We start from the raw sequence: 23,224 nt of genomic DNA on the forward strand, positions 1-23,224 counted from the left end.
CCCCTCCGTGACCGGTCTCGCCACCGACTTCGCCACGCTGCCGCTGTCGCCGCAGGCGCTCGCGAACCTGACGCAGCTCGGCTACCTGCAGATGACGCCGATCCAGGCCGCCAGCCTGCCGGTGGCGCTGCTCGGCAAGGACCTGATCGCCCAGGCCAAGACCGGCAGCGGCAAGACCGCCGCCTTCGCGCTGGCCCTGCTGGCCAACCTCAATCCGCGCCGCTTCGCCGTCCAGGCCATGGTGCTGTGCCCGACGCGCGAGCTGGCCGACCAGGTCACGACCGAAATCCGCCGCCTGGCCCGGGCCGAGGAAAACATCAAGGTGATCACGCTCTGCGGCGGCGTCGCCCTGCGCGGCCAGCTGGCCAGCCTCGAGCACGGCGCCCACATCGTGGTCGGCACGCCGGGCCGCATCATGGACCACCTCGACCGCGGCAGCCTGAACCTCGAGGCGCTGAACACGCTGGTGCTCGACGAAGCCGACCGGATGCTCGACATGGGCTTCTTCGAGGACATCGTGAAGGTCGCCCGGCTGTGCCCGAAGGAGCGCCAGACGCTGCTGTTCTCGGCCACCTACCCCGAGGGCATCCAGAAGCTCGCGGCGCAGTTCATGAAGAGCCCGCAGCAGATCACGGTGCAGGCCCAGCATGAGGAAGGCAAGATCGTCCAGCGCTGGTACCAGGTCAAGAACACCGAGCGCCTGCATGCGGTCAGCCTGCTGCTGAACCACTTCCGGCCGCAAAGCTCGCTCGCCTTCTGCAACACCAAGCAGCAATGCCGCGACCTGGTGCAGGTGCTGCAGGCCCAGGGCTTCAGCGCGCTGGCCCTGTTCGGCGAGCTCGAGCAGCGCGAACGCGACCAGGTGCTGGTGCAGTTCGCCAATCGCAGCTGCTCGGTGCTGGTGGCGACCGACGTCGCGGCGCGCGGCCTCGACATCGCCGACCTCGAGGCGGTGATCAACGTCGACGTCACACCCGACTCCGAGGTCCACATCCACCGCATCGGCCGCACCGGCCGCGGCGAGGCGCAAGGCCTGGCGCTCAACCTCGCGAGCATGGACGAGATGGGCAGCGTCGGCAAGATCGAGCAGCTGCAGGGCCGCGAATCCGAATGGCATCCGCTGGCCGAGCTCACGGCCGATGCCGCCGGTCCGCTGCAGCCGCCGATGGCCACCTTGCAGATCGTCGGCGGCCGCAAGGAGAAGATCCGCGCCGGCGACGTGCTGGGCGCGCTGACCGGCGAGGCCGGCTTCACGCGCGACCAGGTCGGCAAGATCAACGTCAACGAATTTTCCACTTACGTGGCGGTCGATCGGCGCATCGCGCGCGAGGCTGCGCACAAGCTTTCCACCGGCCGCGTCAAGGGCAAGACCGTCAAAGTGCGGCTGCTCGACGATGTGGCTTAATTACGTCCTTCGATTTCTTATCACCTGAGCTTTCCATGCCCAAGAAAATCCGCACCGAGGCAGACCGCATTGCCACCCCCAAGCCCGTTCCGCAACCCGGCTACAACGTCCCCAAGTCGGGTGGCGGCCAGAAGGTGAGCCTGGAGCGCGGCACCGCGACCCGCAGCAAGAAGAACCCCGGCAAGCGGGCCAAGAAGGGCGGCTGATCGCCCACCGAGTCGTCTGCGCCGCCGCGGCGCATGCACTCTCGAAACGCGCCCCCGGGCGCGTTTTTCATTTGGATCCCAGGCCTGCACCCATGTCCGACGACTACCAGATCGACATCCCGCCCTCGTTCTTCGCGGTCTACACCGACACCAGGCAACGCCTCGCCGAGCCGATCGCGGTCGTGCGCGCCCGCTACGAGATCTGCGAGGACCTGGCCAACCACCTGCTTGCGCATGCGCAGGTCCTGCACCACGTCGAGGTGCCCTCGGAGGACGAGATCCTGCGCCGGATCCACGCCGGGCTGGCGGTGCCCGACGCCGGGGTGTCGGGGGCGGAAGCCGAATGGATCGTACGGCGGCTGGCCGAGCTGCTGGGCTGGGACTGCCCGCCGCTCGACGCGGCGCCGGGCTAGCAGCGGCCGCCCATCAGTGGGCCAGGTCCTCTGGCAAAGGTGGTATGGACGGCAGGACTAAACGTACGCCATCATGCGTTTTCACACGCACAGGTCCTTTCTTGACCGATCCATCCCTCACCCATCCGGGCCGGCGCTGGCTCAAGCGCATCCTGCTGGCGCTCGCGCTACTAGTCGCCCTGGCCGCGGCGGCCCTGTTCGCCGGCGACCAGCTGGCGCAACGGAAGATGCAACGCAAGATCGACATCCCGGCGCGGGGCGTGGCGTTCCGCGACGACGCCGCGGCGATCGAACGCGGCCGCTACCTGTTCGCCTCGCGCGGCTGCGTCGATTGCCATGGCGCCCAGGGCGGCGGCAAGGTGTTCCTCGACGACGGCAAGGGCATGCGCATTGCCGGGCCCAACATCAGCCCGGGTCCGGGCAGCGTGGTCGCCGGTTACACGCCGGCCGACTGGGAGCGCTCGATCCGCCACGGCGTCAATCCGCTGGGCCGGCCCCTGATGGTGATGCCGAGCGAGGACTACAACCGCTTCACCGACGACGACCTGGCCGCGCTGGTCGCCCACCTGCGCCACATGCCGCCGGCGAGCGGCGGTGGCCCGGTGGTCGATTTGTCGCTGCCGGTGCGCGCCTTCTATGGCTTCGGCCTGATGCAGGACGCCGCCGCCAAGATCGACCACGGGCGGCCGCCGGAGCCGCCGGTGCCCGAAGGCCTGAGCCTGAAGCACGGCGCCTACGTGGCCAACATGTGCCTGGGCTGCCATGGCGAGAAGCTCAATGGGGGCAAGATCCCCGGCGGGCCGCCCGACTGGCCCGCGGCGGCCAACCTGACGCCCGGCGAGGGCACGGCCATGACGCGCTATGCCGATGCGGCCGCCTTCCAGCAGCTCTTCAGGAGCGGCACGCGGCCCGATGGCACGCCGGTGCGGGTGATGCCCTTCGGATCGCTGCGCGAAATGAGCGACATCGACGTGCAGGCGCTGTACCTGTTCCTGAAGAGCCTGCCGCCGAGCCCGCACGGCTAGTGCGACCGGCTCAGTCGACCTTCGCGCCCGACGCCTTGACCACGGCGCCCATCGCGTCCCAGTCGGCCCGCAGCAGCTTCTGGAACTCTTCGGCGTTCTGGCTGCGCGGCTCGACGCCGAGGCGCTTGAAGCGCTCCTGGATCGCCGGATCGGCCAGCACCTTGTTGGTGGCCGCATTGAGGCGCTCGACCTCGGCCTTGGGCGTGCCGGCCGGTGCGAGCAGGCCGATCCAGGAGTCGAAGGCATAGCCCGGCAGTCCGCTTTCCGCCACGGTGGGCAGCGTGGGCAGGAACTGGCTGCGCGCCTGGCCCGTGGAGGCCAGCAGCTTCATGCGGGGGTCGTTCTGGAATCCCATCACGCCAACGCTCGACGAGATCACGGCCTGCACGCGGCCGGCCAGCACCTCGTTGACCGCCTCGCCGGTCGACTTGGTCGGGATGTGGGTCATCTCCAGGCCGGCCCTGGCGAGGAAGGACGCCATCGCAAGGTGCGTGGCGCTGCCGTTGCCGGCCGAGGCGTAGTTGTACTTGCCGGGGTTGGCCTTGACCCGCTTGATGAAGTCGGCGGTGTTCGCGACATCGAGGTCGCTCGCCACCGCGAGCACGTAGCCGGCATTGCCGAGGTTGGCGACGCCCACGAAGTCCTTCAGCGGCTCGTAGGGCAGCTTGCTGTAGAGGAAGCCTGCGATGTGGTGGCTGGCCGCCGCCAGCACCAGCGTGTTGCCGTCCGGCGGCGCCTTGGCCACCAGGGCCGCACCGACCGTGCCGCCGGCGCCGGCCCGGTTCTCGACGATCACCGCGGCGTTGAGCGCCGCGCCCAGCTCGTTGTTGAAGGCGCGCGCCACGGTGTCCTGCACGGCGCCGGTGCCGAAGGGCACCACGATGCGGATCACGCGCTGCTGCGCGCGCGCCGGCAGCGCGGCGCCCAATGCCAGCCAGGCGGCGGCCGCGGCCAGGGATCGACGGGTCAACGGATTCGACATCTGCATGCTTTCTTGTTGTGGGAAGGAAAAAAAAGGTGCGCTCAGCGGCCGCCGACCGGGAGCCAGCGCTCCACCAGCTTCACGAAGTAGCTGGCGCCGATCGGGATGATCTGGTCGTTGAAGTCGAACGAGGTGTTGTGGATGATGCAGGGCCCCGGGCCGTGGCCGTCGAGCCGGTGGTCGCCGTCGCCGTTGCCCAGGAAGGCGTAGCAGCCGGGCCGCGCCATCAGCATGTGGGCGAAATCCTCGGCCCCCATCACGGCCGGGAAGTCGTCGGTGACCATGTCGGCGCCGACCACCTCGCGCATCACCTCGGCGGCGAAACGGGCCTCGGCCGGATGGTTGACGACCGGCGGCGAGGCGCGCACGAAGCTCACCTCGGCCGTGCACTCGTGCGCCGCGGCGATGCCCTCGGCGACGGTGCGCAGGCGCGCCTCGATCAGGTCCAGGGCGGCGATCGAGAAGGTGCGCACCGTGCCGCCGACCGAGGCGACATCGGGGATCACGTTCGGCGCATCGGAGCCCTGCAGCTGCGTGACGGCGAGCAGGGCGCGCTCGGTGCTGGCGATGGTGCGCGGCACGAGGGTCGCGAGCGCCTGCGCCAGCGCGACGACCGCGCCGACCGGGTCAAGGCCGGTGTGCGGCATCGAGGCATGCGTGCCGCGCCCGCGCAGCGTGATCTTGTAGGTGTTGCTCGATGCCATCAGCGCGCCTTCGTTGAGCGCGAAGCGGCCGACGTCGCCGACCGGGAAGTTGTGCAGCGCGAAGACCGCGTCGCACGGGAAGCGCTCGAACAGGCCGTCCTGGATCATCTTCCTGGCACCCGCCTTGCCCATCTCCTCGGCCGGCTGGAAGATGAAGTGGACGGTGCCGTCGAAAGCCGCGCCCTGCTGCGCCAGGTGCCAGGCGGCGGCCAGCAGCATCGTGGTGTGGCCGTCGTGGCCGCAGGCGTGCATGCGCCCGGCGTGGGTCGACTTGTGGGCGAATTCGTTGGCCTCGTGCAGCGGCAGCGCATCCATGTCGGCGCGCAGGCCGATGGTCCGCTTGCCGTTGCCGCGGCGCAGCACGCCGACCAGCCCGGTGCCGGCGATGCCGCGGTGCACCTCGATGCCCCATTCCTCGAGCAGGCTCGCCACCTTCTCGGAGGTGCGGTGCTCCTCGAAGCCGAGTTCGGGATGGGCGTGGATGTCGCGGCGGATGGCGACGAAGCGGGAAACGTCCGCAAAGGATTCGGCGAGCTTCATGGGGGTCCGGTCTACGAGAAAACGATAGCAGCGCATTCTGACGCAGGCCGACTACGATGCGCGGTACCGACCCCGATGGAGCCTTGCCATGAGCAACGAACTGCGCAACAAGCTGCACGAACTGCAGGAGCTGTCGACCCATGCCCCCGACGCGCCGACCCGCGCGATCATCGAGGCGCTGCGGCTGCAGACCGCGATCCTGAACGAGCGACTCTTCCGCATCGAGCTCCAGTTGAGCGAGGTCACCAAGCGGACCGATACGGCCTGAGGCGCCGCCAGGGACGACGGTGAAGCGAAGTCACATCGCAGCGGGTGCCGGCTTGTCCGTGCTGCTCGGGCTGGCGGCCGCGACCGCCGGCTACGCCGCCTTGCGGCTGCACCGGTCGACGCGGCTGGCGCGCCGGGCCCATCGCTTCGAGCGACAGGCCGAGCCTGAAGGCGCGCGCCTGCTGGTGGTAGGCGACAGCACGGCCGGCGGCGCCGGTGCCAGCGAACCGATCCACAGCCTGCCGGGCCTGCTGTCGCGCGCCAATCCGTCGCTGACCGTGGTCAACAAGTCCCAGCCCGGGGCGCGCTTCGCCGACATCCTCGAGCAGCTCGACGGCAACGAGCGCTTCGACGCGGTGCTGGTGCTCGGCGGGACCCACGACGTGCTCGGCACCACCCGCGATGCCGTCTTGCGCGACTTGGTGCAGCGCGTCGCGCAGCGTGCCCGCGTGCGCGCCCAGGTGGTGGTCTTCATGCCGCCCGGCAACCTCGGCAACCTGCGCGTCTTCCTGCCGCCCTGGAGCTGGTGGATGAGCTACCGGGCACGCCGGCTCCAGGCCGTCGTGGCCGAGGTGGCGCGGGCCAACGGCGCCCAGCACGTGGCGCTGTTCATGGCGCGCGAGGACGACCCGTTCGCGCGCCATCCCCGGCGGCTGAGCTCCCGCGACGGCCTCCACCCGAGCGACGCTGGCTACGAGTTGTGGCAGCGCGAACTCGAGACCCAGGCCCAGTTGTCGGCCAGGCTGCGCAAGATCGGCCGCAGCGCCGCGGTGCGGGGACCGGTGACCTGAAGACTCAGCGCGCTCCGGCGAACATCGGCTCCAGCTGCCACCAGGCCGGCAGGAGCGCCCGGATCTCCTCCCGCGCGAAACGGTCGTCCAGCAGGTAGAGCACGCCGGCATCGGTCTCGCTGCGGATCACGCGCCCGGCGGCCTGCACCACCTTCTGCAGGCCCGGATAGACGTAGGTGTAGGCATAGCCGTCGCCGAACAGCGCGTCCATGCGCTCGCGCATCACCTCGTTCGGCTCGTTGTGCTGCGGCAGGCCCAGGCTGGCGACGAAGGCCCCGACCAGGCGGTCGCCCGGCAGGTCGATGCCTTCGCCGAAGGCGCCGCCGAGCACGGCGAAGCCGACCCCTCGGCCACCGGCGGCGAAGCGTGCCAGGAAGGCCTCGCGCTCTGCTTCGCGCATGCCGCGCGACTGGCGCCAGGCCGGGATGCCCGGGTGCCGCCGCTCGAAGGCGGCCGAGGCGCTGTCCAAGTAGTCGAAGCTGCTGAAGAAGGCCAGGTAGTTGCCAGGGCGGCGCGCGAACTGCGCCGCCACGATGTCGATCAGCGCGTCGAGCGAATGGTCGCGGTCGCGAAAGCGGGTCGACAGGTCCATCGCCACCCGGACATCGAGCTGTTCGCTGCGGAACGGCGAGCCCACGTCCAGCGTCGCCGTGTTCTCGGGCAGGCCCAGCGTGTCGCGGTAGAACGAGAAGGGCGCCAGCGTGCCCGAGAAGCAGGCCGCCGAGGCGGCATCGGCGAAGCGCGCCTGCAGGAAGGGCGCGGGCACCAGGTTGCGGATCGCCAGGGCACGCGTGTCCCCCGGGCCGAGCGTCGCCTCGAAGACCGAATGCTTGCCGAAGCTGTCGGCCAGCCGGGCAAACTGGAGCAGGTCGAAGAAGCATTGCTGGAGCGCCCCCGGTGGCTCGTCGGGGCGGGCCGAAAAGTGCTCGGCCATCAGCGAGACCGCTTCCTGCAAGGCCCGCGCGAAGCGCTCGGGCACCTGGTCGTGCGGCTGGTAGGCGGCGACCTGGTCGCGCTGCAGCAGTTGCCATTCGCGCGCCAGGCCCCCCAGCGGCTTGCGCAGCAGCGCCGGCGCCTTGGCGCGCACCGCCTCGAGCGCGGCGGCATCGAGCTGCGCCGAGTACATGCCGCGCGCGCGGTCCAGCAGGTTGTGGGCTTCGTCGACCAGCAGGGCGACGCGCCACTCCTCGTCCTTGGTGAGCGCATACAGGAAGGCGCTGCCGTCGAAGTAGTAGTTGTAGTCGCCGATGACCACGTCGCTCCAGCGCACCATTTCCTGGGCGAGGAAGTACGGGCAGACCTGGTGGGCGAGTGCGATGCCGCGCAGCGCCTCGCGGTCGAGCCAGGCAGCGGCGATGGCTTCGCCGCGGGCCGCCGGCAGCCGATCGTAGAAGCCGCGCGCGAGCGGGCAATCGTCGCCGTTGCAGGCCCGCCCGGGGTACTCGCAGACCTTCTCGCGGGCCGCCAGTTCGAGCACCCGCAGCGGCGCCTGCGCGCGGTCGAAGGTCTGCAGCGCACCGAGGGCGACCGCGCGGCCCGAGGTCTTGGCGGTCAGGAAGAAGATCTTGTCGAGCTGCCGCGCCGGCCGCGCCTTGAGCAGCGGAAACAGGGTGGCGACGGTCTTGCCGATGCCGGTCGGCGCCTGGGCCAGCAGCGGGCGCGCCGAGACCGCCGAGCGGTAGACCGCCTCGGCCAGCTCGCGCTGGCCAGGGCGAAAGCCGCCATGCGGAAAGGCGAGCGCCGCCAGCGCCGGATCGAGCGCCGCGCGGTGGGCGGACTCCTGCTCGGCCCACGCCAGGTAGCGCGCGCACAGCGCCTCGAAGTGCTGCTGCAGGTCGGCACGGGTCCAGCTCTCCGCGAGCACCGTTTCCTTTTCGGTGCCGAGGTCCAGATACACCAGCGCGACGTCGAGCGCCGGCAGCGCGTCGCGCTCGCACAGCATCCATGCGTAGCTGCGGGCCTGGGCCCAGTGGAGCGCGCGATGGTTGGCCTTGATGCGGCCGAAGTCGCCGCGATAAGTCTTGATTTCCTCGACCCGGCGGCGCCGCGGGTCCCAGCCATCGGCCCGTCCGCGCACCAGCAGCCGGCCGAAGCGCGCCGACAGGCCGACCTCGCTTTCGTAGTCGAGGCTGCGGCGGGACTGCACCAGCCGGTGGCCCGCCTGGCCTTCCTGGCCACTCGGGGCCGGCACGAAGCGCAGGTCGAGGTCGCCGGCCTTGGCGGCGAAGGCGCAGAGTGAGCGGACCGAGACCGCGAGTGGAGCGGCGGCGGAAGGGGAGGGGAGGGCGGCCATGGGGCTGGATGAATATACAGCGCCCGGCCGCACCCCGCTACGTGAACGAGACCACCCCCAGCGCCACCGAGGCCGCCGCCATGGCCGCGGTCGCCAGCCAGCCCAGCAGCCGCCATTTGTGCGGCAGCACCATCTGGCCCATGACCGCCGGACTCGACGCCGCGATCATCACCGCGACCATCACCGGCACCGAGATGACGGCGTTGATCACCGCCGCCCAGTACAGGGCCGAGATCGGATTCAGTCCCGACAGGCTGATGCCCACGCCCAGCAGCATCGCGGCCGCCAGGATGGCGTAGAAGCTGCGGCCGCGCGCCAGCGTCAGGTCGAGCCCCTTGCGCAGGTGGAAGTAGCTGGCCACCGCCTCGGCCGCCGATCCGGCGAGCACCGGCAGCGCCAGCATGCCGGTGCCCAGGACGCCGAGCGCGAAGAGCCAGAAGGCGAGGTCGCCGGCGATCGGCTTCAGTGCGGCGGCGGCCTGGGCGGTGGTCTCGATCCGGCTCTGGCCATGGGCATGCAGCGTGGCGGCGGCGGCGGTGATGATGAAGAAGGCAATCAGGTTCGAGAAGCCCATGCCGACCGCGGTGTCGATGCGCAGTCGGCGCAGTTGCGTGCGCGCCTGTTCCGGCGCCACGCGCAGCGGATGGTCGGCGGCCACGCGCTTGATCTCCTGCACTTCCTGCGAGGCCTGCCAGAAGAAGAGGTACGGACTGATCGTGGTGCCGAGGATCGCGACCACCGTGGTGACGTACGCGCGGCTCCAGTGGAAGTCCGGCGTGAAGGTTCCCCTGAGCGCCGCGGCCCAGTCGACATCGACCGCGAACACCACGCCGACATACGCGAACAGCGACAGCGTCAGCCACTTGAGCACGCGCACATAGCGCTCGTAGGGCAGGAACACCTGCAGCAGCAGCGACACGATGCCGAAGCCCACGGCGTACCAGGCCGGCCGGCCGGGCAGCACCAGCGCAGCCGAATCGCCCATCGCGCTGAGGTCGGCGCCGAGGTTGATGACATTGGCGACCAGCAGCAGCGACACCAGCGTCGCCACCATCCATCGGGGGCAGAAGCGGGCGAAGGTCTCGGTGAGGTTCTTGCCTGTGACGCGACCGATGCGCGCGCTGGCCAGCTGAATCCCCATCATCAGCGGATAGGTCAACAGCAGGGTCCAGCCCACACCGTAGCCGAGCTGCGCACCGGCCTGGGTATAGGTGGCGATGCCGCTCGGGTCGTCGTCCGCGGCGCCCGTGATCAGGCCCGGGCCGAGCTTGGACCACCAGCGCGCTTTCGCGGGTGCGGCGGGCGCGGTCGCGGACGCTGAAGGGGTGCTCATCGCGGCTTCGTGTGAAGGGGTGCGCCAGCATCGCTGGCCGGGCCAGGCCCCAGGCATAGGTGCCGGCCCCGGCGCGCTGTCGGACTGGGTCGAGTCCGCATCGGCAACGCGGTGTTGGACGACATGCACGCGGCGCACCCCTGCCTACGGTGAAGCCATCCCACCCACTTTCCATCCCGCCACCAGGAGCACTCTCATGACCCCTTCCGCCAAATCCCCGGACAGCGTCGCTTCGGAGCATCGCAAGGTGCAGCGTGAGCAGGATGCCAAGGACCGCACAGCGGGCCAAGCCGAACGCGGGAAGCCCATGCAGGCGGGCCATCGGCCCGAGCCGGAGAACCCGATGCCCAGCCAGCATCTGAAGAAGCCGGGCCTCGAGGCCGACATGGACCTGCAGCCTCGCTTCATCGCCTCGGGTTACCTGGGCAGCGGCAAGCTCGATGGCATGGTGGCGCTGGTGACCGGCGGCGACTCGGGCATCGGCCGCGCGGTGGCGCTGCTCTACGCGCGCGAAGGCGCCGAGGTCGCGATCGTCTACCTGCAGGAGGAGCAAGTCGATGCCGAGGAGACCAAGCGCTGCATCGAGGCAGAGGGCAGGCACTGCGTGCTGATTCCGGGCGACGTGCGCGACCCGGCCTTCTGCCAGCGCGCGGTCGACGAGACGGTGCAGGCCTTCGGGCGGCTCGACATCCTGGTCAACAACGCCGCCTTCCAGCTGCACGCCGCGGCCATCGAGGACATTACGGACGAACGCTTCGAACTCACGCTGCGCACCAACGTCTTCGGCTACTTCCAGATGGCACGGGCCGCGGTGCCGCACTTGCCGCGCGGCGGCTCGATCATCAACACCGGCTCGGTGACCGGCCTCGAAGGCAGCGCCGAGCTGCTCGACTATTCGACCACCAAGGGGGCCATCCACGCGTTCACGAAATCGCTGGCGAGCAACCTGCTGGACAAGGGCATCCGCGTCAATGCCGTGGCGCCGGGGCCGGTGTGGACGCCGCTGAACCCCGCCGACCGCCCGGCCGAAGACGTGAAGGACTTCGGCCGCCACACCGACATGAAAAGGCCGGCGCAGCCCGAGGAGCTGTCGCCGGCCTATGTGTTCCTGGCCGCGCCCTGCTGCGCCAGCTACATCACGGGCATCGTGCTGCCGGTGACCGGCAGCGTGGGCGCCGTGTAGATCAGAACTTCCACAGCAGGGTGGCCTTGACGCCGTTGTCGGTCACGCCGCTGCCGGCCTGGCCGAGGTAGGACACGCCCAGCGTCAGGTCCTTGCGCAGCGAGAAGTCGACACCCGCCTCGACCACCGCGGCATCCTTCGCGATCGGCACGCCGGCGACCACGAAGGCCGACTGCGAAGCCAGCGCCATCGACGCGTACTGGCTGGTGCTGCCGATCGCGTGGCGCCAGCCCAGCATGCCGCGCAGCGTCATCTTCGCGCCGCCGAGTTCGACGTCGGTGGTGGCGCGCACGCCCAGCGTGCTGTAGCCGATGCCGGTGCTGTCGCCGGCGCCGTGCAGCGCCGCGAAGCCACCGCGCTCGCTGAAGTCATCGGTATGCAGGTTGACATAGGCGAGGCCGGCGAAGGGCTCGACCGCGACCGCGCCGGCATCGATGCGCCAGCCCAGTTCGCCGAACAGCTGCGCCGTCTGCGCCTTGTAGCTGGCGGTCGGCAGGTCGGCGAAATTGCCGAACACCACCGCGCGCCGGGTGTCGATGCTGCTGTCGCTGTAGCTCGCGCCGAGCCGCAGGCCCAGGGCGCCCCACTGGCGGCCGCCATAGACGCCCAGGTGCCAGCTGTCGCTGCTGGCCGACGAGGCGCGGGCGTCGAGATCGGCGCTGCCGCTGCTGTAGCCGGCCATCAGGCCGACACGCCAGTCGTCGCCGACCTTCGTGTCGCCGCCGATCAGCAGGCCGCTGGTCGAGCCGTCGATCTTCGAGGCGTTGCCGTCGCCGCGGATGTCGCCCCGGGCGCCGAAGGCATAGGCCCAGACGCCGTCCTTCGAGGCGGTGTCGGTGCCGGTGGCGACGCCGCCGAGCGAGCGCCGGGCATGGTCGAGGCCGGCGTCGCGCACGTAGCGGCTGTCCTCGATGGCCATCGACTTGAGCGAGGCATGCAGTTCGCCGCCGAGTTGCGCGAACGCGCTGCGGGCCGTGACGGCGTCGAGCTTGACCACCGCGTTGTAGAGCGCGCCGGAGCACGAGGCGTCGACCGCGCCGCCGGCCTGGCTCTCGTTCGGCGTGTTGCCGACCGACTCGAACGTGGTGTCGTTGCGCTTCAGGCTCAGGACCACATCCTGTGCGCTGTAGCTGAGCGTTGGATCGAGGAAGGCGAAGTTGGTCGTGATGCCGCCGAAGTTGCCGTTCACGCCGGCACCGGCGTTGAGGATGGTGTAGGTGGCGGTCGGATTCCAGTTGCCGTCGGCCAGCACCGCCAGCGAACCGCCCTGCAGGTGGATCGCGCCGGTGGCGCGGATCAGGTCGCCGCGGCCGTCGACCGCGGCTTCGACCTGGTAGGTCGAGCCTGCAGCCAGCGTGAGGTCGCCGGCCACGTGCAGGGTGCCGATCGAATTGCCCGGCGCCACAGTCGCGCCCGACTGGACCACGGTCGTGCCGACCGTGCCGTTGCCCTTGAGCGTGGTGCCGCTGGCCATCGTCAGCGCGCCGCCGAGCGAACCGTTGACCGCCAGCGTGCCGGTCTTGACCAGCGTGCTGCCCGTGAAGGCGCTGCTGTCGCCGGTCAGGTTGAGCGCGCCGGCGCCGCTCTTGGTGAAGCTGCCGTTGCCGGAGATCGCATTGGCGAAGGTGGCATCGGTGGCCTGCCGGATCTCGAGCGCCGCGTTGTCGACGATCGCGCCGACGCCGAAGCTGCCGGCGCTGCCGATCAACTTGCCGGCCGAGATCAGGGTGCCGCCGGCGTAGGTGTTGGCGCCGCCGAGCGTGGTCGTACCGCCGCCGAGCTGGCTCACGCCACCGCTGCCGCTGATCGCGCCGGCAAAGTCCACGGCATCGCTGCGATTGAAGGCCAGCCTGCCGTTGTTGGTCACGTCGCCGGTGATCGAGCCGCTGGTGCCGCCATTGCCGAGCTGCAGCGTGCCGCCGGAAATCACGGTGCCGCCGCTGTAGGTGTTGGCGGCGGTGAGCGTGGTGGTGCCAGTGCCGAGCTGCTGCACGCCGCCGCTGCCCGAGATGGCGCCGGTGAAGGTCACGGCATCGCTGCGGTTGAAGGCCAGCGTGCCTTCGTTGGCGACGTCGCCGAGGATCGAGCCGCTGCTGCCGCCGTTGCCGAGCTGCAGCGTGCCGGCCGAGATCGTCGTGGCGCCGGTGTAGGTGTTGTTGCCCGTCAGCACGGTCGTGCCGGTGCCGGTCTTGGTGACCGTGCCGCTGCCCGAGATCACGCCCGCGATCGGCGCCGCCGTGTTGGCGAAGACCAGCGCGGCGTTGTCCGTCACGTCGCCGGCCAGCACGCCGGCCGTGGTCGCGTTGCCGACTTGCAGCGTACCGGCCGAGATGGTCGTCCCGCCGCTGTGGCTGTCGGTGCCGGCCAGCACCAGCGTGCCGCTGCCGGCCTTGGTCAGGCCGCCGCTGCCGGTGATGGCGCCGCCCAGCGTCAGCGTGTTGGCGTTGGTGTTGACCGTGCCTCCGCCCGCGTTCAGCGTCACCGCGCGGTTCGACGTGAAGTCCGCCGAGGTGCTCAGCGTGCCGCCGTTGAAGGTGATGCCGCCGGCGGTGTTGCCGAGGTTGCCGTCGTTCGCCACCGACAAGGTGCCGGCCGAGATCGTGGTGCCGCCGCTGTAGCTGTTGGCGCCGCTGAGCGTGGTCGTGCCGCTGCCGATCTGGCCCACGCCGCCGCTGCCGCTGATGGCGCCGGCAAAGTTCACGGCGTCGCTCCGATTGAAGGCCAGCGTGCCGTTGTTCGCCACGTCGCCGATGATCGAGCCGCTGGTGCCGCCATCGCCCAGCTGCAGCGTGCCGCCCGTGATCAGCGTGCCGCCGCTGTAGCTGTTGGCGCCGGTGAGCACGAGCGTGCCCGAGTCCGTCTTTTCGAGCTTGGCCGCGCCCGCGAGCTCGGCATCGACCGTGGCGGTGATGGGCGTCGCGCTGCCGTCGCCGACACGGATGATCGCCTGCGTCCCGACCAGCTGGACCGGGCCGCCCTGCACCACATAGCCGCTGGTCGCGAACTGCATGCCGGTGACGGCGACTGCACCTTGCGCGTTGTCGACCGCGACCGTGCCCGAGGCCCCCTGGAACACCGCGAAACCGGGTTGCGGCGACATCGGGGCATTGAGGGTGCCGTTCTGGTTCGCCCAGTTGCCGGAGCTCGCCGTCCAGGTGCCGGTGCCGCCGTCGATGGCGCCGTTGTTGAGGTTGGCTGCACTGCCGCCATCCCAGAAATTCAGCGTCTGACCGGTCGTGTTGACCAGGTTGACCTGCTGTGCCACGGCGGTCTGGACCGACAGCGAAGTGCCGCTCGGCGTGCTGCCGACCAAGAGGCCGTTGTCGGTCAGCGCGCCGGTGTAGTTCATCAGCCGGTAGACGCCGGGGCCGAAGCCGCCGAGGTCGGCGACGTTGACCTGGCCGTCGAGCGTGAGGGCGCCGTTGACCTGGAACAGCGCGGTGCTGCTTGGCGTGCCGAGCGCCACATTGATGTTCGAGTTGCTGCCCAGCGTCAGCGCGCCGGTGGCCAGCGTCTGACCGCTGCGGCCTTGCAGCGTGCCGCCATCGGCGACCGTCACGGCTCCGGCGATCGAGCCGCTGCCCGCCAGCGTGGCATTGTTCGCGACGCCGACGGCGGTGTTGCCGAGCGCGCCGATGACCTGCAAGGTTCCGGCTGCGACGCTGGTGGCGCCGGTGTAGGTGTTGTTGCCCGTCAGCACGGTCGTGCCGGTGCCGGTCTGGGTCACCGTGCCGACACCCGAGATCACGCCGCCGTAGCTGAGCGTGCCGGAACGATTGAAGACCAGCGCGCCGGCGTTGGCCACGTTGCCGGCGATCGCGCCGCTGGTGCCGCCGTTGCCAACCTGCAGCGTGCCGGCCGAGATCGTCGTCCCGCCCGTGTAGGTGTTGTTGCCGGTCAGCACGGTCGTGCCGGTGCCGGTCTTGGTGACCGTGCCGCTGCCCGAGATCACGCCCGCGATCGGCGCCGCCGTGTTGGCGAAGACCAGCGTGGCGTTGTCCGTCACGTTGCCGGCCAGGGTGCCGGCCGTGGTCGCGTTGCCCACCTGCAGCGTACCCGCCGAGATGGTCGTGCCGCCGCTGTGGGTGTCGGTGCCGGCCAGCACCAGCGTGCCGCCGCCAGCCTTGGTCAGCCGGCCGCTGCCGGTGATGGCGCCGCCCAGGGTCAGGGTCGTGGAGGTGTTGGTGTTGACCGTGCCGCCCGCGTTCAGCGTCACCGCGCGGTTCGACGTGAAGCTGCTCGTGGTGTTCAGCGTGCCGCCGTTGAAGGCGAGGCCACCGCTGGCGTTGCCGAGGTTGCCGTCGTTCGCCACCGACAAGGTGCCGGCCGAGATCGTGGTGCCTCCGCCGTAGCTGTTGACACCGCTGAGCGTGGTCGTGCCGGTGCCGATGTGGCTCACGCCGCCGCTGCCGGAAATCACGTTGCCGAACGTGACGCTGTTGCTTCGGTTGAATGCCAGCGTGCCGTTGTTCGTCACGGCGCTGGACGTACTGATCGCGCCGGTGGTGCCGCCGTTGCCCAGTTGCAGCGTGCCGGCCGAAATGGTCGTGGCACCGGTGTAGGTGTTGTTGCCCGTCAGCACGGTCGTGCCGCTGCCGCTCTGCGTCACCGTGCCGACACCCGAGATCACGCCGCCGTAGCTGAGCGTGCCGGAACGATTGAAGACCAGCGCGCCGGCGTTGGCCACGTTGCCGGCGATCGCGCCGCTGGTGCCGCCGTTGCCGACCTGCAGCGTGCCGGCCGAGATCGTCGTCCCGCCCGTGTAGGTGTTGTTGCCCGTCAGCACGGTCGTGCCGGCGCCGGTCTTGGTGACCGTGCCGCTGCCCGAGATCACGCCCGCGATCGGCGCCGCCGTGTTGGCGAAGACCAGCGTGGCGTTGTCCGTCACGTTGCCGGCCAGGGTGCCGGCCGTGGTCGCGTTGCCCACCTGCAGCGTACCCGCCGAGATGGTCGTGCCGCCGCTGTGGGTGTCGGTGCCGGCCAGCACCAGCGTGCCGCCGCCAGCCTTGGTCAGCCGGCCGCTGCCGGTGATGGCGCCGCCCAGCGTCAGCGTGTTCCCATTGGTGTTGACTGTGCCGCCCGCGTTCAGCGTCACCGCGCGGTTCGACGCGAAGCTCGTCGAAGTGCTCAGGGTGCCGCCGTTGAAGGTGAGGCCGCCGCTGGCGTTGCCGAGGTTGCCGTCGTTCGCCACCGACAAGGTGCCGGCCGAGATCGTGGTGCCGCCGCTGTAGGTGTTGGCACCGCTGAGCGTGGTCGTGCCGCTGCCGATGTGGCTCACGCCGCCGCTGCCGGAAACCAAGTTGCTGAACGTGAAGTTGTTGCTTCGGTTGAAGGCGAGCGTGCCGTTGTTCGTCACGGCGCTGGAAGCGCTGATCACGCCGGTGGTGCCGCCGCTCGCGCCCGTGCCGAGCTGCAGCGTGCTGCCGGACGCGATCGTCGTGGCGCCGGTGTAGGTGTTGGTGCCGGTCAGCACGGCCGTGCCGGTACCGCTCTGGGTCACCGTGCCGGCGCCGGAGATCACGCCGCCGTAGTTGAGCGTGCCGGAGCGGTTGAAGACCAGCGCGCCGGCGTTGGCGACGTTGCCGACGACCGCTCCGGTGGCGCCGCCATTGCCGACCTGCAGCGTGCCGGCCGAGATCGTCGTCCCGCCCGTGTAGGTGTTGTTGCGCGTCAGCACGGTCGTGCCGGCGCCGGTCTTGGTGACCGTGCCGCTGCCCGAGATCACGCCCGCGATCGGCGCCGCCGTGTTGGCGAAGACCAGCGTGGCGTTGTCCGTCACGTCGCCGGCGAGCGCGCCGGCCGTGGTCGCGTTGCCCACCTGCAGGGTGCCGGCCGAGATGGTCGTGCCGCCGCTGTGGGTGTCGGTGCCGGCCAGCACCAGCGTCCCGCTGCCAGCCTTGGTCAGGCGGGTGCTGCCGGTGATGGCACCGCCCAGCGTCAGGGTCGTGGCGGCGTCGGTATTGAACGTGCCGCCGCCCGTGCCAAGGCCGACCGCACGGTTCGACGTCACGTCGGCAGTCGTCCGGAGCGTGCCGCCCGCCAAGGTCAGACTGCCGGCGGTGGCGCCCAGGCTCGCGTCCGAAGCGATCGCCAGGGTGCCGGCCTGGATCGACCATGGCGTGAGCGCCGTCGTCGTGCCGGTCAGCGTCCAGGTGCTGGTGCCCGTCTTCTGAAAGGTCGCGAAATTGCGGTACTGGACCGTGTTGCCGATCTGGCTGGCGTCGAAACTGCTGCTCGTGTTGCCGCCCAGGACCAGCCTGTCACTGCCGCCTGCGGTCGCGACGACATTGCCCGTGATCATGGAACCGGCCTGGAGCGTCAGCGTGTTGCCGACCCCTGAGAACTGGATCGCATCGGCGCGGAGCCCGGCACCAGCGCCCGAGCCCGTCCCCGCCAGGCCCCCAGTGATCGTCCCGCTGTTGATGATCGTCACCCCGCCGGACGCCTTGATCGCGACACCGCCCGCCCCGGCCTGGCCGAGGCTTCCGCCCTGGCTGGATACGCCACCGGCGCCGCCGGCACCGCCGGCGATGGTCCCGGCGTTGGTGAGCGTCCGTGCTCCCGTGACAAGGACGCCGGTGCCACCGTCGCCACCCGAGCCGCCGGAACCCTGCGTGGCCGCGCCGCCCGCACCACCGGCCCCGCCCCGGACCGTCCTCGCCGCGTTGACGGTGACGTTTCCGCCGATGCTCGTCAGCAGGCCCACCCCGCCCTGGCCGCCGCCGCCGCCGCCGCCCCAGCCCCATTCGGCGGGCCCGCCGCCGGAAGCGATCGCACCTGCGGCGCCGCCCGCGCCGCCCGCGCCACCGGTCAGCGTGTTGTTGACGGTCAACGTGCCAGTCCCGGAGAACACCAGTCCCGCCGAACCGCCGCCGCCGCCACCGCCGCCGCCGTCGATGAAACCTCCCACCGCGGTCACCGCCGCGAGACCCGCGCCGCCGGTGGCGCCGGTGGTGGCATTGGCGAGCGTGTAGTTGCTGGACGTGATGCGCGAAGTCCCGGCGAGCACGCCACCGGCGCCGCCGGCGGCCACCGGCGTGTTGCCGCCGCCATTGCCGCCCGCAGCCCCGTTGCCCGCGGTGGCACCGGCGGTGACCATCGCACCGCCGCCACCGCCGCCGCCGATCTTGTAGGTCACGCCGTTGCCTGCCAAGGAGGTTCCGGTCGTGCCGTTGCTGCCCACCGACTGCGCCAGCGTCCCGCCGGCTGCGCCGGAACCGCCGACGATGCCGCTGTAGCCCGCCCCGCCGGCCCCGCCGTCCGCCCAGACGCTGCCCGGCGCCATGGACGCAATCGCCAGCGCGCAAATAGAAGCGAGCGCTGACATACGCGGCATGGTCGACTCGACGGTCGCCACGGCATCGCGTCCTCCGTGCGACCCGGTGGCAACCTCGGACACGGCCTGGCACACGCCCTTGCTGCGGTTGAAGACGACACGGTGGACACAATTCATTGGAAATCTCGAGAAGTGTTAACTAAAGATACAGATTGTTAGATATTTAGTGCTGAGTTGTAACTAGTTCGGGCTATATCCGAGTCCGATTAGTGAGAAATAAGTTTGCAATCCGCCCCATGGAACAGGACGTCGTGGCGGGCCAAAGACGGGTCGTCGATGGGTCAGGCAGGCGGACGGGTATCCACCGCAGGGAACGCGTCCGCGCGCTGCGCGCCCGTAGACTTGCGACCCCGGACCGGCCTTGCCGGGACGCAACCCAAATGCAAGACACCATGAAAGTCACCGCCAACACCGCCGTCACCCTCCGCTACAAGGTGAGCGATGCCGTCACCCACAAGCTCATCGACGAGGGCCGCGACCCGATGGTCTATTTGCATGGCGGCTACGAGAACACCTTCCCCAAGATCGAGGCGGCGCTCGACGGCCAGGAGGTCGGCTTCCAGACCACGCTGAACCTGCAGCCCGAGGACGCCTTCGGCGCCCGCGACGAGTCGCTGGTGCGCACCATCCCCAAGAGCGAGTTCCCGCCCGGCGTCAAGGTCGGCGGCCAGCTGGAAGGGCGCAACGACCGGGGCGAGCCGCAGCACTTCACCGTCATGAAGATCAAGGGCCCCCAGGTGATCCTCGACGGCAACCACCCGCTCGCCGGCAAGGCGCTGAAGTTCAGCGTGACCGTGACCGGCGTGCGCGCCGCGACCGAGGAAGAGATCGCCCACCGCCACGTCCACGGCGACCACGGACATCATCACTGAGCACCCCCCGATGCGCCTGCGGGCCCTGAGTCGCTGCCAGAGGCAGCGGCTCTTCGGTTCCGTCCAAGCCTGCGCGGGCAGGCTTGGAGCCGCGGACCTCAGCCCCCTCAAGGGGGGCGATGCCAGCGGACCGGCAAAGCCGGTTCCGCGGTATCCCTGGCATTCGGATGCGACGTTCGGTGCGGGCATCATCACTGGACACCCCGGGCGCGTGGGGATGCGGCGTTCCACCCGCCGTGCCACTGCGTTCCATGCCCGGGGCTTTTCACGGCCCGGCCCTGGCCCCATCTGCCTTGGACACGCCCCATCGCCAGCTCCACGAAAGCGCCACCATGACCACCGCCGCCAACCCCATCGTCCAGATCAAGGCCCTCGGCTTCCCCTGGGCGACGATCGACCCGTTCCTGTTCTGCGCCTATCACGACGACGCCTACCCGCGGGCCAACCCGCAGATGGGCCCGGACGCGCCGCTGGCCGGCCGCGACCTGGGCCAGGACTTCAGCCGCAAGGACGGCTGGAGCATGTACCACGGCCATCCCGTGCCCGGCTTCCCGGGGCACCCGCACCGCGGCTTCGAGACCGTGACCATCGTGCGCAAGGGCCTGGTCGATCATTCGGATTCACTGGGCGCGACCGCGCGCTTCGGTGGCGGCGACGTCCAGTGGCTGACGGCCGGCAAGGGCATCGTGCATTCGGAGATGTTCCCGCTGCTGAAGGCCGACGCCGCCAATCCGCTCGAGCTGTTCCAGATCTGGCTGAACCTGCCGGCGCGCAGCAAGATGGCCGAGCCGCACTTCACGATGTTCTGGGCCGAAGACATTCCGAGCTTCACCGCCACCGATGCCGGAGGCCGCAAGACAGAGGTCGCGAGCATCGCGGGCCGGATCGCGCCGATCGACGGCGAGCCGGGCGCCGGCGGCCCGCTGGTGCCGCCGCCGGATTCCTGGGCCGCCCAAGCCGATGCCGACGTGGCGATCTGGACCCTCCGCATGGAGCCCCATGCGCGCTGGACGCTGCCGGCGGCCGCGGGCGAAGGCACGCGGCGCAGCCTGTATTTCTTCAAGGGCCGTTCGGTGACGGTCGCCGGCCAGGCGGTCGACGGCAGCGCGGCCATCGAGCTGCGCGCCGACGCCGCGGTCGAACTGGTCAACGGTGACGAGGTCGGCGAATTCCTGCTGCTGCAGGGCCGCCCGATCGGCGAGCCGGTGGCGCAGTACGGTCCCTTCGTGATGAACACGCAGGCCGAGATCGCGCAGACCATGGCCGACTACCGCCGCACCCAGTTCGGCGGCTGGCCGTGGCCGGACCAGGCGCCGGTGCACGGGCGCGATCCGGCCCGATTCGCGCGCCACCCGGGTGGGCGCGAGGAAAAGCCGCAGGATCACGCCGCGGCCCGTTGAGGCGACCGCCTTATTCCGGCGCGATCCCGGCGCGGTGCGCCAGCGCCCGGTAGCGCGAGATCTCGTTTTCCATCTGGCTGCGGAAGGCGGCCGCGCCGATCACCACCGGCTCCATGCCCTGCGCGCGCAACTGGGCCTGCACGGCGGGATCGGCCATCGTCGCGCTGACATCGCGCACCAGCTTGTCGATCACGGGCTGGGGTGTGCGGGCCGGCGCGGCAAAACCGTACCAGGCGTCGAAGGTGGCTTCGGGCAGCTTCAGCTCGGCCAGGGTTGGCACCTCCGGCAGCAGGCTCGAGCGCGTAGCGCCCACGATGCCGAGCGCCCGCAGCTTGCCGGAGCGCACATGCGGCGCGACCGAGGCCACGGTGTCGATGCCCATTTCGATCTCGCCGCCAATGAGCGCGATGGCGCCCTGGCTGCTGCCCTTGTACGGCACGTCCTGCAGCTGCACGCCGGCCGCCAGCGCGAGCAGCTCGCCGGCCAGGTGCGGGCCCGAACCGCTGCCGAAAGTCGCATAGCGGATGCCCTTGGGACTGGCCTTGGCTGCGGCGACCAGGTCGGCCACGGAGTGCCACGGCGCGCTGCCGTTGACCACCAGCACCAGCGGCGTGCGCGCCACGATCGCGATCGGTGCCAGGTCGCGCACCGGGTCGTAGGGCAGCTTCGCCCGCAGGGCCGGGTTGACGCTGTAGCTGGTCGAGCCCGACAGCAGCAGCGTGTAGCCGTCGGGCACCGCCTTGGCCACCGCATCGGTGCCGATGATGGTCGAGGCGCCGGGCTTGTTGTCGATCACCACCGGCTGCTTGAGCCGCTCCGCGAGCTTCTGGCCCATGGCCCGCGCCACCAGGTCGGTGCCGCCGCCGGGCGGAAAGGGAACCACCAGTTTGACAGGCTTGGCCGGCCAGGCATCCTGAGACCAGCCGGGCAGGGCGAGGGTGGCGGCGGCGGCAAAGGCGAGCGCAGACAGGCCGCGGCGGGAGATGATGGAAATCATGGTGATCGAAAGGTCAAAGTGAAGGAAGGGAAGTCGAAGACAGCGCACCGGCCTGCCAGGGTGCCTGGCCCTCCGCGCCGAGGTCCCAGTACAGGCCGGCCATGAGCTGAAGTCCCTCGCGAACCAGCGGCGCCAGCAGGTGCTCGTTGGGCGCGTGCTGCGCACAGGCCGGGTACGAATGCGGCACCCACAAGGTCGGCAGGCCCAGCTGGCCGGCGAACACATCGTTCGGCAGCGAGCCCGCGAGATTCGGCAACAGGTCGGCGCGCTGGCCGCAGCTGTGGGCGATCGAGCGCTGGGCCCAATCGACCCACGGGTTCTCGACATCGAGCCGGGTCGCGGCGCCGGCCAGCGTGACCTCGACCTCGACCTGCCCGAAGCCGCGCGCATCCAGGTGCGCCCGCACGATCTGCGCGAGTTCCTGCCAGGGCGTGCCGACCACGAAGCGCAACTGGCAGTGCGCCACCGCCTGGCCCGGGATCGCGTTGACCGGCCGCTCGGCCGAGCCGGCGCCGAGCGCCAGCACCTCGATCGTGTTCCAGGCCATCAGGCGCTCGGCCGGACTCAGCCCCGGCTCGCCCCAGCCGGCATCGAGGGCCGGGTCCTCGGTGCCGCCGCCGATGGCGATGTCGGCCAGCGCCGCGCGCACCGGGGCCGGGATCGGCGGCGGCCGCAGCGCCTCGACCAGGATGCGGCCGCGCGCGTCGGCGAGCGAGGCCACGGCATGGCTCAGCACGGTCGCCGGATTGGCGAGCACGCCGCCCCAGTTGCCCGAGTGGTAGCCGCGCGGCCGGGCGCGCAGGCGCAGGCTGAAGTTGACCGCGCCGCGCGAGCCGAGGAACAGCGTCGGCCGGGCCGCGCTCACGCGCGGACCATCGCAGGCGATCAGCAGGTCGGCGCGCAGCTTCTCGCGCTGCTGCTCGCAGACCGCCTGCAGGCCGGGCGAGGCGGCTTCCTCGCCCATCTCGATCAGCCAGGTCACGTTGTAGCCCAGCCGCCCTCGGCGGGCCCGCAGCACGGCGGCGAGCCCGCCGAGATTGACCGTGTGCTGGCCCTTGTTGTCGGCCGTGCCGCGGCCATACCAGCGCTCGCCACGAACGGTCAGCGACCAGGGCGACAGCCCTTCGGCCCAGTGCGCGTCCTGTCCGCTCACGACGTCGCCGTGGCCGTAGCTCAGCACCGTGGGCAGTTCGGCGCCCTCGATCCGGCGCGCGATCAGGAACGGACCGCCGCCGGCCACCGGATTGGCGATCAGCTCGCAGCCGAAGCCGAGCGCTTCGAGCGGCGGCACCAGTTCACTGCGCAGGTAGGCTTCGAGCGCCGGCGTGGCGGTTCCGGTGTCGCTCTCGGTGCGAAAGGCGATGCGCCGCTGCAGATCGGCGAAGAATCCGCCGTCGTCGAAGTAGCCGGCCGCGGAGGCGAGGGCGTCGGTGCGTGTCATTTGCTTGCGTTTCGTGGGAATGCTGCAAGTACAAGG

Annotated in this window: 16 protein-coding genes; 9 read left to right on the forward strand and 7 right to left on the reverse strand. The window is 70.6% G+C overall.

Translation table 11 applies throughout. The features are described 5' to 3' along the window. Nucleotides 1-7: 7 nt before the first annotated feature. The 4 genes from dbpA to QZH52_RS03280 all read left to right on the forward strand — a co-directional run bounded on the left by dbpA (nt 8) and on the right by QZH52_RS03280 (nt 3,049). A complete protein-coding gene (gene dbpA / locus QZH52_RS03265) occupies nt 8-1,405 on the forward strand; it encodes an ATP-dependent RNA helicase DbpA (RefSeq protein ID WP_301803703.1) in 1,398 nt (465 codons plus the stop codon). A 35-nt stretch (nt 1,406-1,440) separates the two neighbouring features. Then, nucleotides 1,441-1,611: a hypothetical protein gene (locus tag QZH52_RS03270; protein WP_286371840.1), complete on the forward strand. Its 171-nt coding sequence runs from the start codon at nt 1,441-1,443 to the stop codon at nt 1,609-1,611. A 92-nt stretch (nt 1,612-1,703) separates the two neighbouring features. Further along, nucleotides 1,704-2,024, forward strand: a complete 321-nt coding sequence (locus QZH52_RS03275; RefSeq protein ID WP_301803710.1) for a hypothetical protein — start codon at nt 1,704-1,706, stop codon at nt 2,022-2,024. 101 nt (nt 2,025-2,125) lie between these two features. Further along, on the forward strand, nt 2,126-3,049 hold the full coding sequence (locus QZH52_RS03280) for a c-type cytochrome (protein WP_301803713.1): 924 nt from the start codon (nt 2,126-2,128) through the stop codon (nt 3,047-3,049). A gap of 10 nt (nt 3,050-3,059) precedes the next feature. On the opposite strand, the gene QZH52_RS03285 is transcribed toward QZH52_RS03280, so the two are convergent. Both QZH52_RS03285 and QZH52_RS03290 read right to left on the reverse strand, forming a co-directional pair. Further along, nucleotides 3,060-4,031 carry a tripartite tricarboxylate transporter substrate-binding protein gene (locus tag QZH52_RS03285; RefSeq protein ID WP_436411528.1) on the reverse strand — a complete coding sequence of 324 codons (972 nt, stop codon included), beginning with the start codon at nt 4,029-4,031 and terminating at the stop codon, nt 3,060-3,062. Between the two features lie 41 nt (nt 4,032-4,072). After that, nucleotides 4,073-5,275 (reverse strand): M20 aminoacylase family protein, encoded by a 1,203-nt coding sequence (locus tag QZH52_RS03290; RefSeq protein WP_286533313.1) that lies wholly within the window; start codon nt 5,273-5,275, stop codon nt 4,073-4,075. An 88-nt stretch (nt 5,276-5,363) separates the two neighbouring features. On the opposite strand from QZH52_RS03290, the gene QZH52_RS03295 reads away from it, so the two are divergent. Beyond that, entirely contained in the window at nt 5,364-5,543 is a 180-nt protein-coding gene (locus tag QZH52_RS03295; protein WP_286519694.1) for a hypothetical protein, read from the forward strand. 19 nt (nt 5,544-5,562) lie between these two features. Beyond that, on the forward strand, nt 5,563-6,333 hold the full coding sequence (locus tag QZH52_RS03300; protein WP_301803720.1) for an SGNH/GDSL hydrolase family protein: 771 nt from the start codon (nt 5,563-5,565) through the stop codon (nt 6,331-6,333). 4 nt (nt 6,334-6,337) lie between these two features. Here the strand turns inward: QZH52_RS03300 and QZH52_RS03305 are convergent, their stop codons facing one another. Beyond that, entirely contained in the window at nt 6,338-8,626 is a 2,289-nt protein-coding gene (locus QZH52_RS03305; RefSeq protein WP_301803723.1) for an ATP-dependent DNA helicase, read from the reverse strand. Between the two features lie 37 nt (nt 8,627-8,663). Continuing rightward, entirely contained in the window at nt 8,664-9,959 is a 1,296-nt protein-coding gene (locus QZH52_RS03310; protein WP_301803726.1) for an Nramp family divalent metal transporter, read from the reverse strand. A 196-nt stretch (nt 9,960-10,155) separates the two neighbouring features. Here QZH52_RS03310 and QZH52_RS03315 point away from each other — a divergent pair, with 196 nt between their 5' ends. Continuing rightward, nucleotides 10,156-11,142 (forward strand): SDR family oxidoreductase, encoded by a 987-nt coding sequence (locus QZH52_RS03315; RefSeq protein ID WP_301803729.1) that lies wholly within the window; start codon nt 10,156-10,158, stop codon nt 11,140-11,142. Between the two features lies 1 nt (nt 11,143). Here the strand turns inward: QZH52_RS03315 and QZH52_RS03320 are convergent, their stop codons facing one another. Next, nucleotides 11,144-18,595 carry an autotransporter-associated beta strand repeat-containing protein gene (locus QZH52_RS03320; protein WP_301803732.1) on the reverse strand — a complete coding sequence of 2,484 codons (7,452 nt, stop codon included), beginning with the start codon at nt 18,593-18,595 and terminating at the stop codon, nt 11,144-11,146. Nucleotides 18,596-18,870: 275 nt separating this feature from the next. Between QZH52_RS03320 and QZH52_RS03325 the strand changes: the two genes are divergently transcribed. Together QZH52_RS03325 and QZH52_RS03330 are read left to right on the forward strand one after the other, a co-directional pair. Further along, entirely contained in the window at nt 18,871-19,350 is a 480-nt protein-coding gene (locus tag QZH52_RS03325; RefSeq protein WP_286533303.1) for an FKBP-type peptidyl-prolyl cis-trans isomerase, read from the forward strand. 332 nt (nt 19,351-19,682) lie between these two features. Beyond that, entirely contained in the window at nt 19,683-20,750 is a 1,068-nt protein-coding gene (locus tag QZH52_RS03330) for a pirin family protein (RefSeq protein WP_301803735.1), read from the forward strand. A gap of 10 nt (nt 20,751-20,760) precedes the next feature. On the opposite strand, the gene QZH52_RS03335 is transcribed toward QZH52_RS03330, so the two are convergent. Further along, a complete protein-coding gene (locus QZH52_RS03335; protein ID WP_301803739.1) occupies nt 20,761-21,747 on the reverse strand; it encodes a Bug family tripartite tricarboxylate transporter substrate binding protein in 987 nt (328 codons plus the stop codon). 13 nt (nt 21,748-21,760) lie between these two features. Beyond that, complete coding sequence (locus tag QZH52_RS03340; protein WP_301803741.1) at nt 21,761-23,188, reverse strand: M20 family metallopeptidase; 1,428 nt, start codon at nt 23,186-23,188, stop codon at nt 21,761-21,763. Nucleotides 23,189-23,224 lie beyond the last annotated feature (36 nt).

This window comes from Variovorax ginsengisoli, from assembly GCF_030486595.1.
GTDB classification, from domain to species: domain Bacteria; phylum Pseudomonadota; class Gammaproteobacteria; order Burkholderiales; family Burkholderiaceae_C; genus Variovorax; species Variovorax ginsengisoli_B.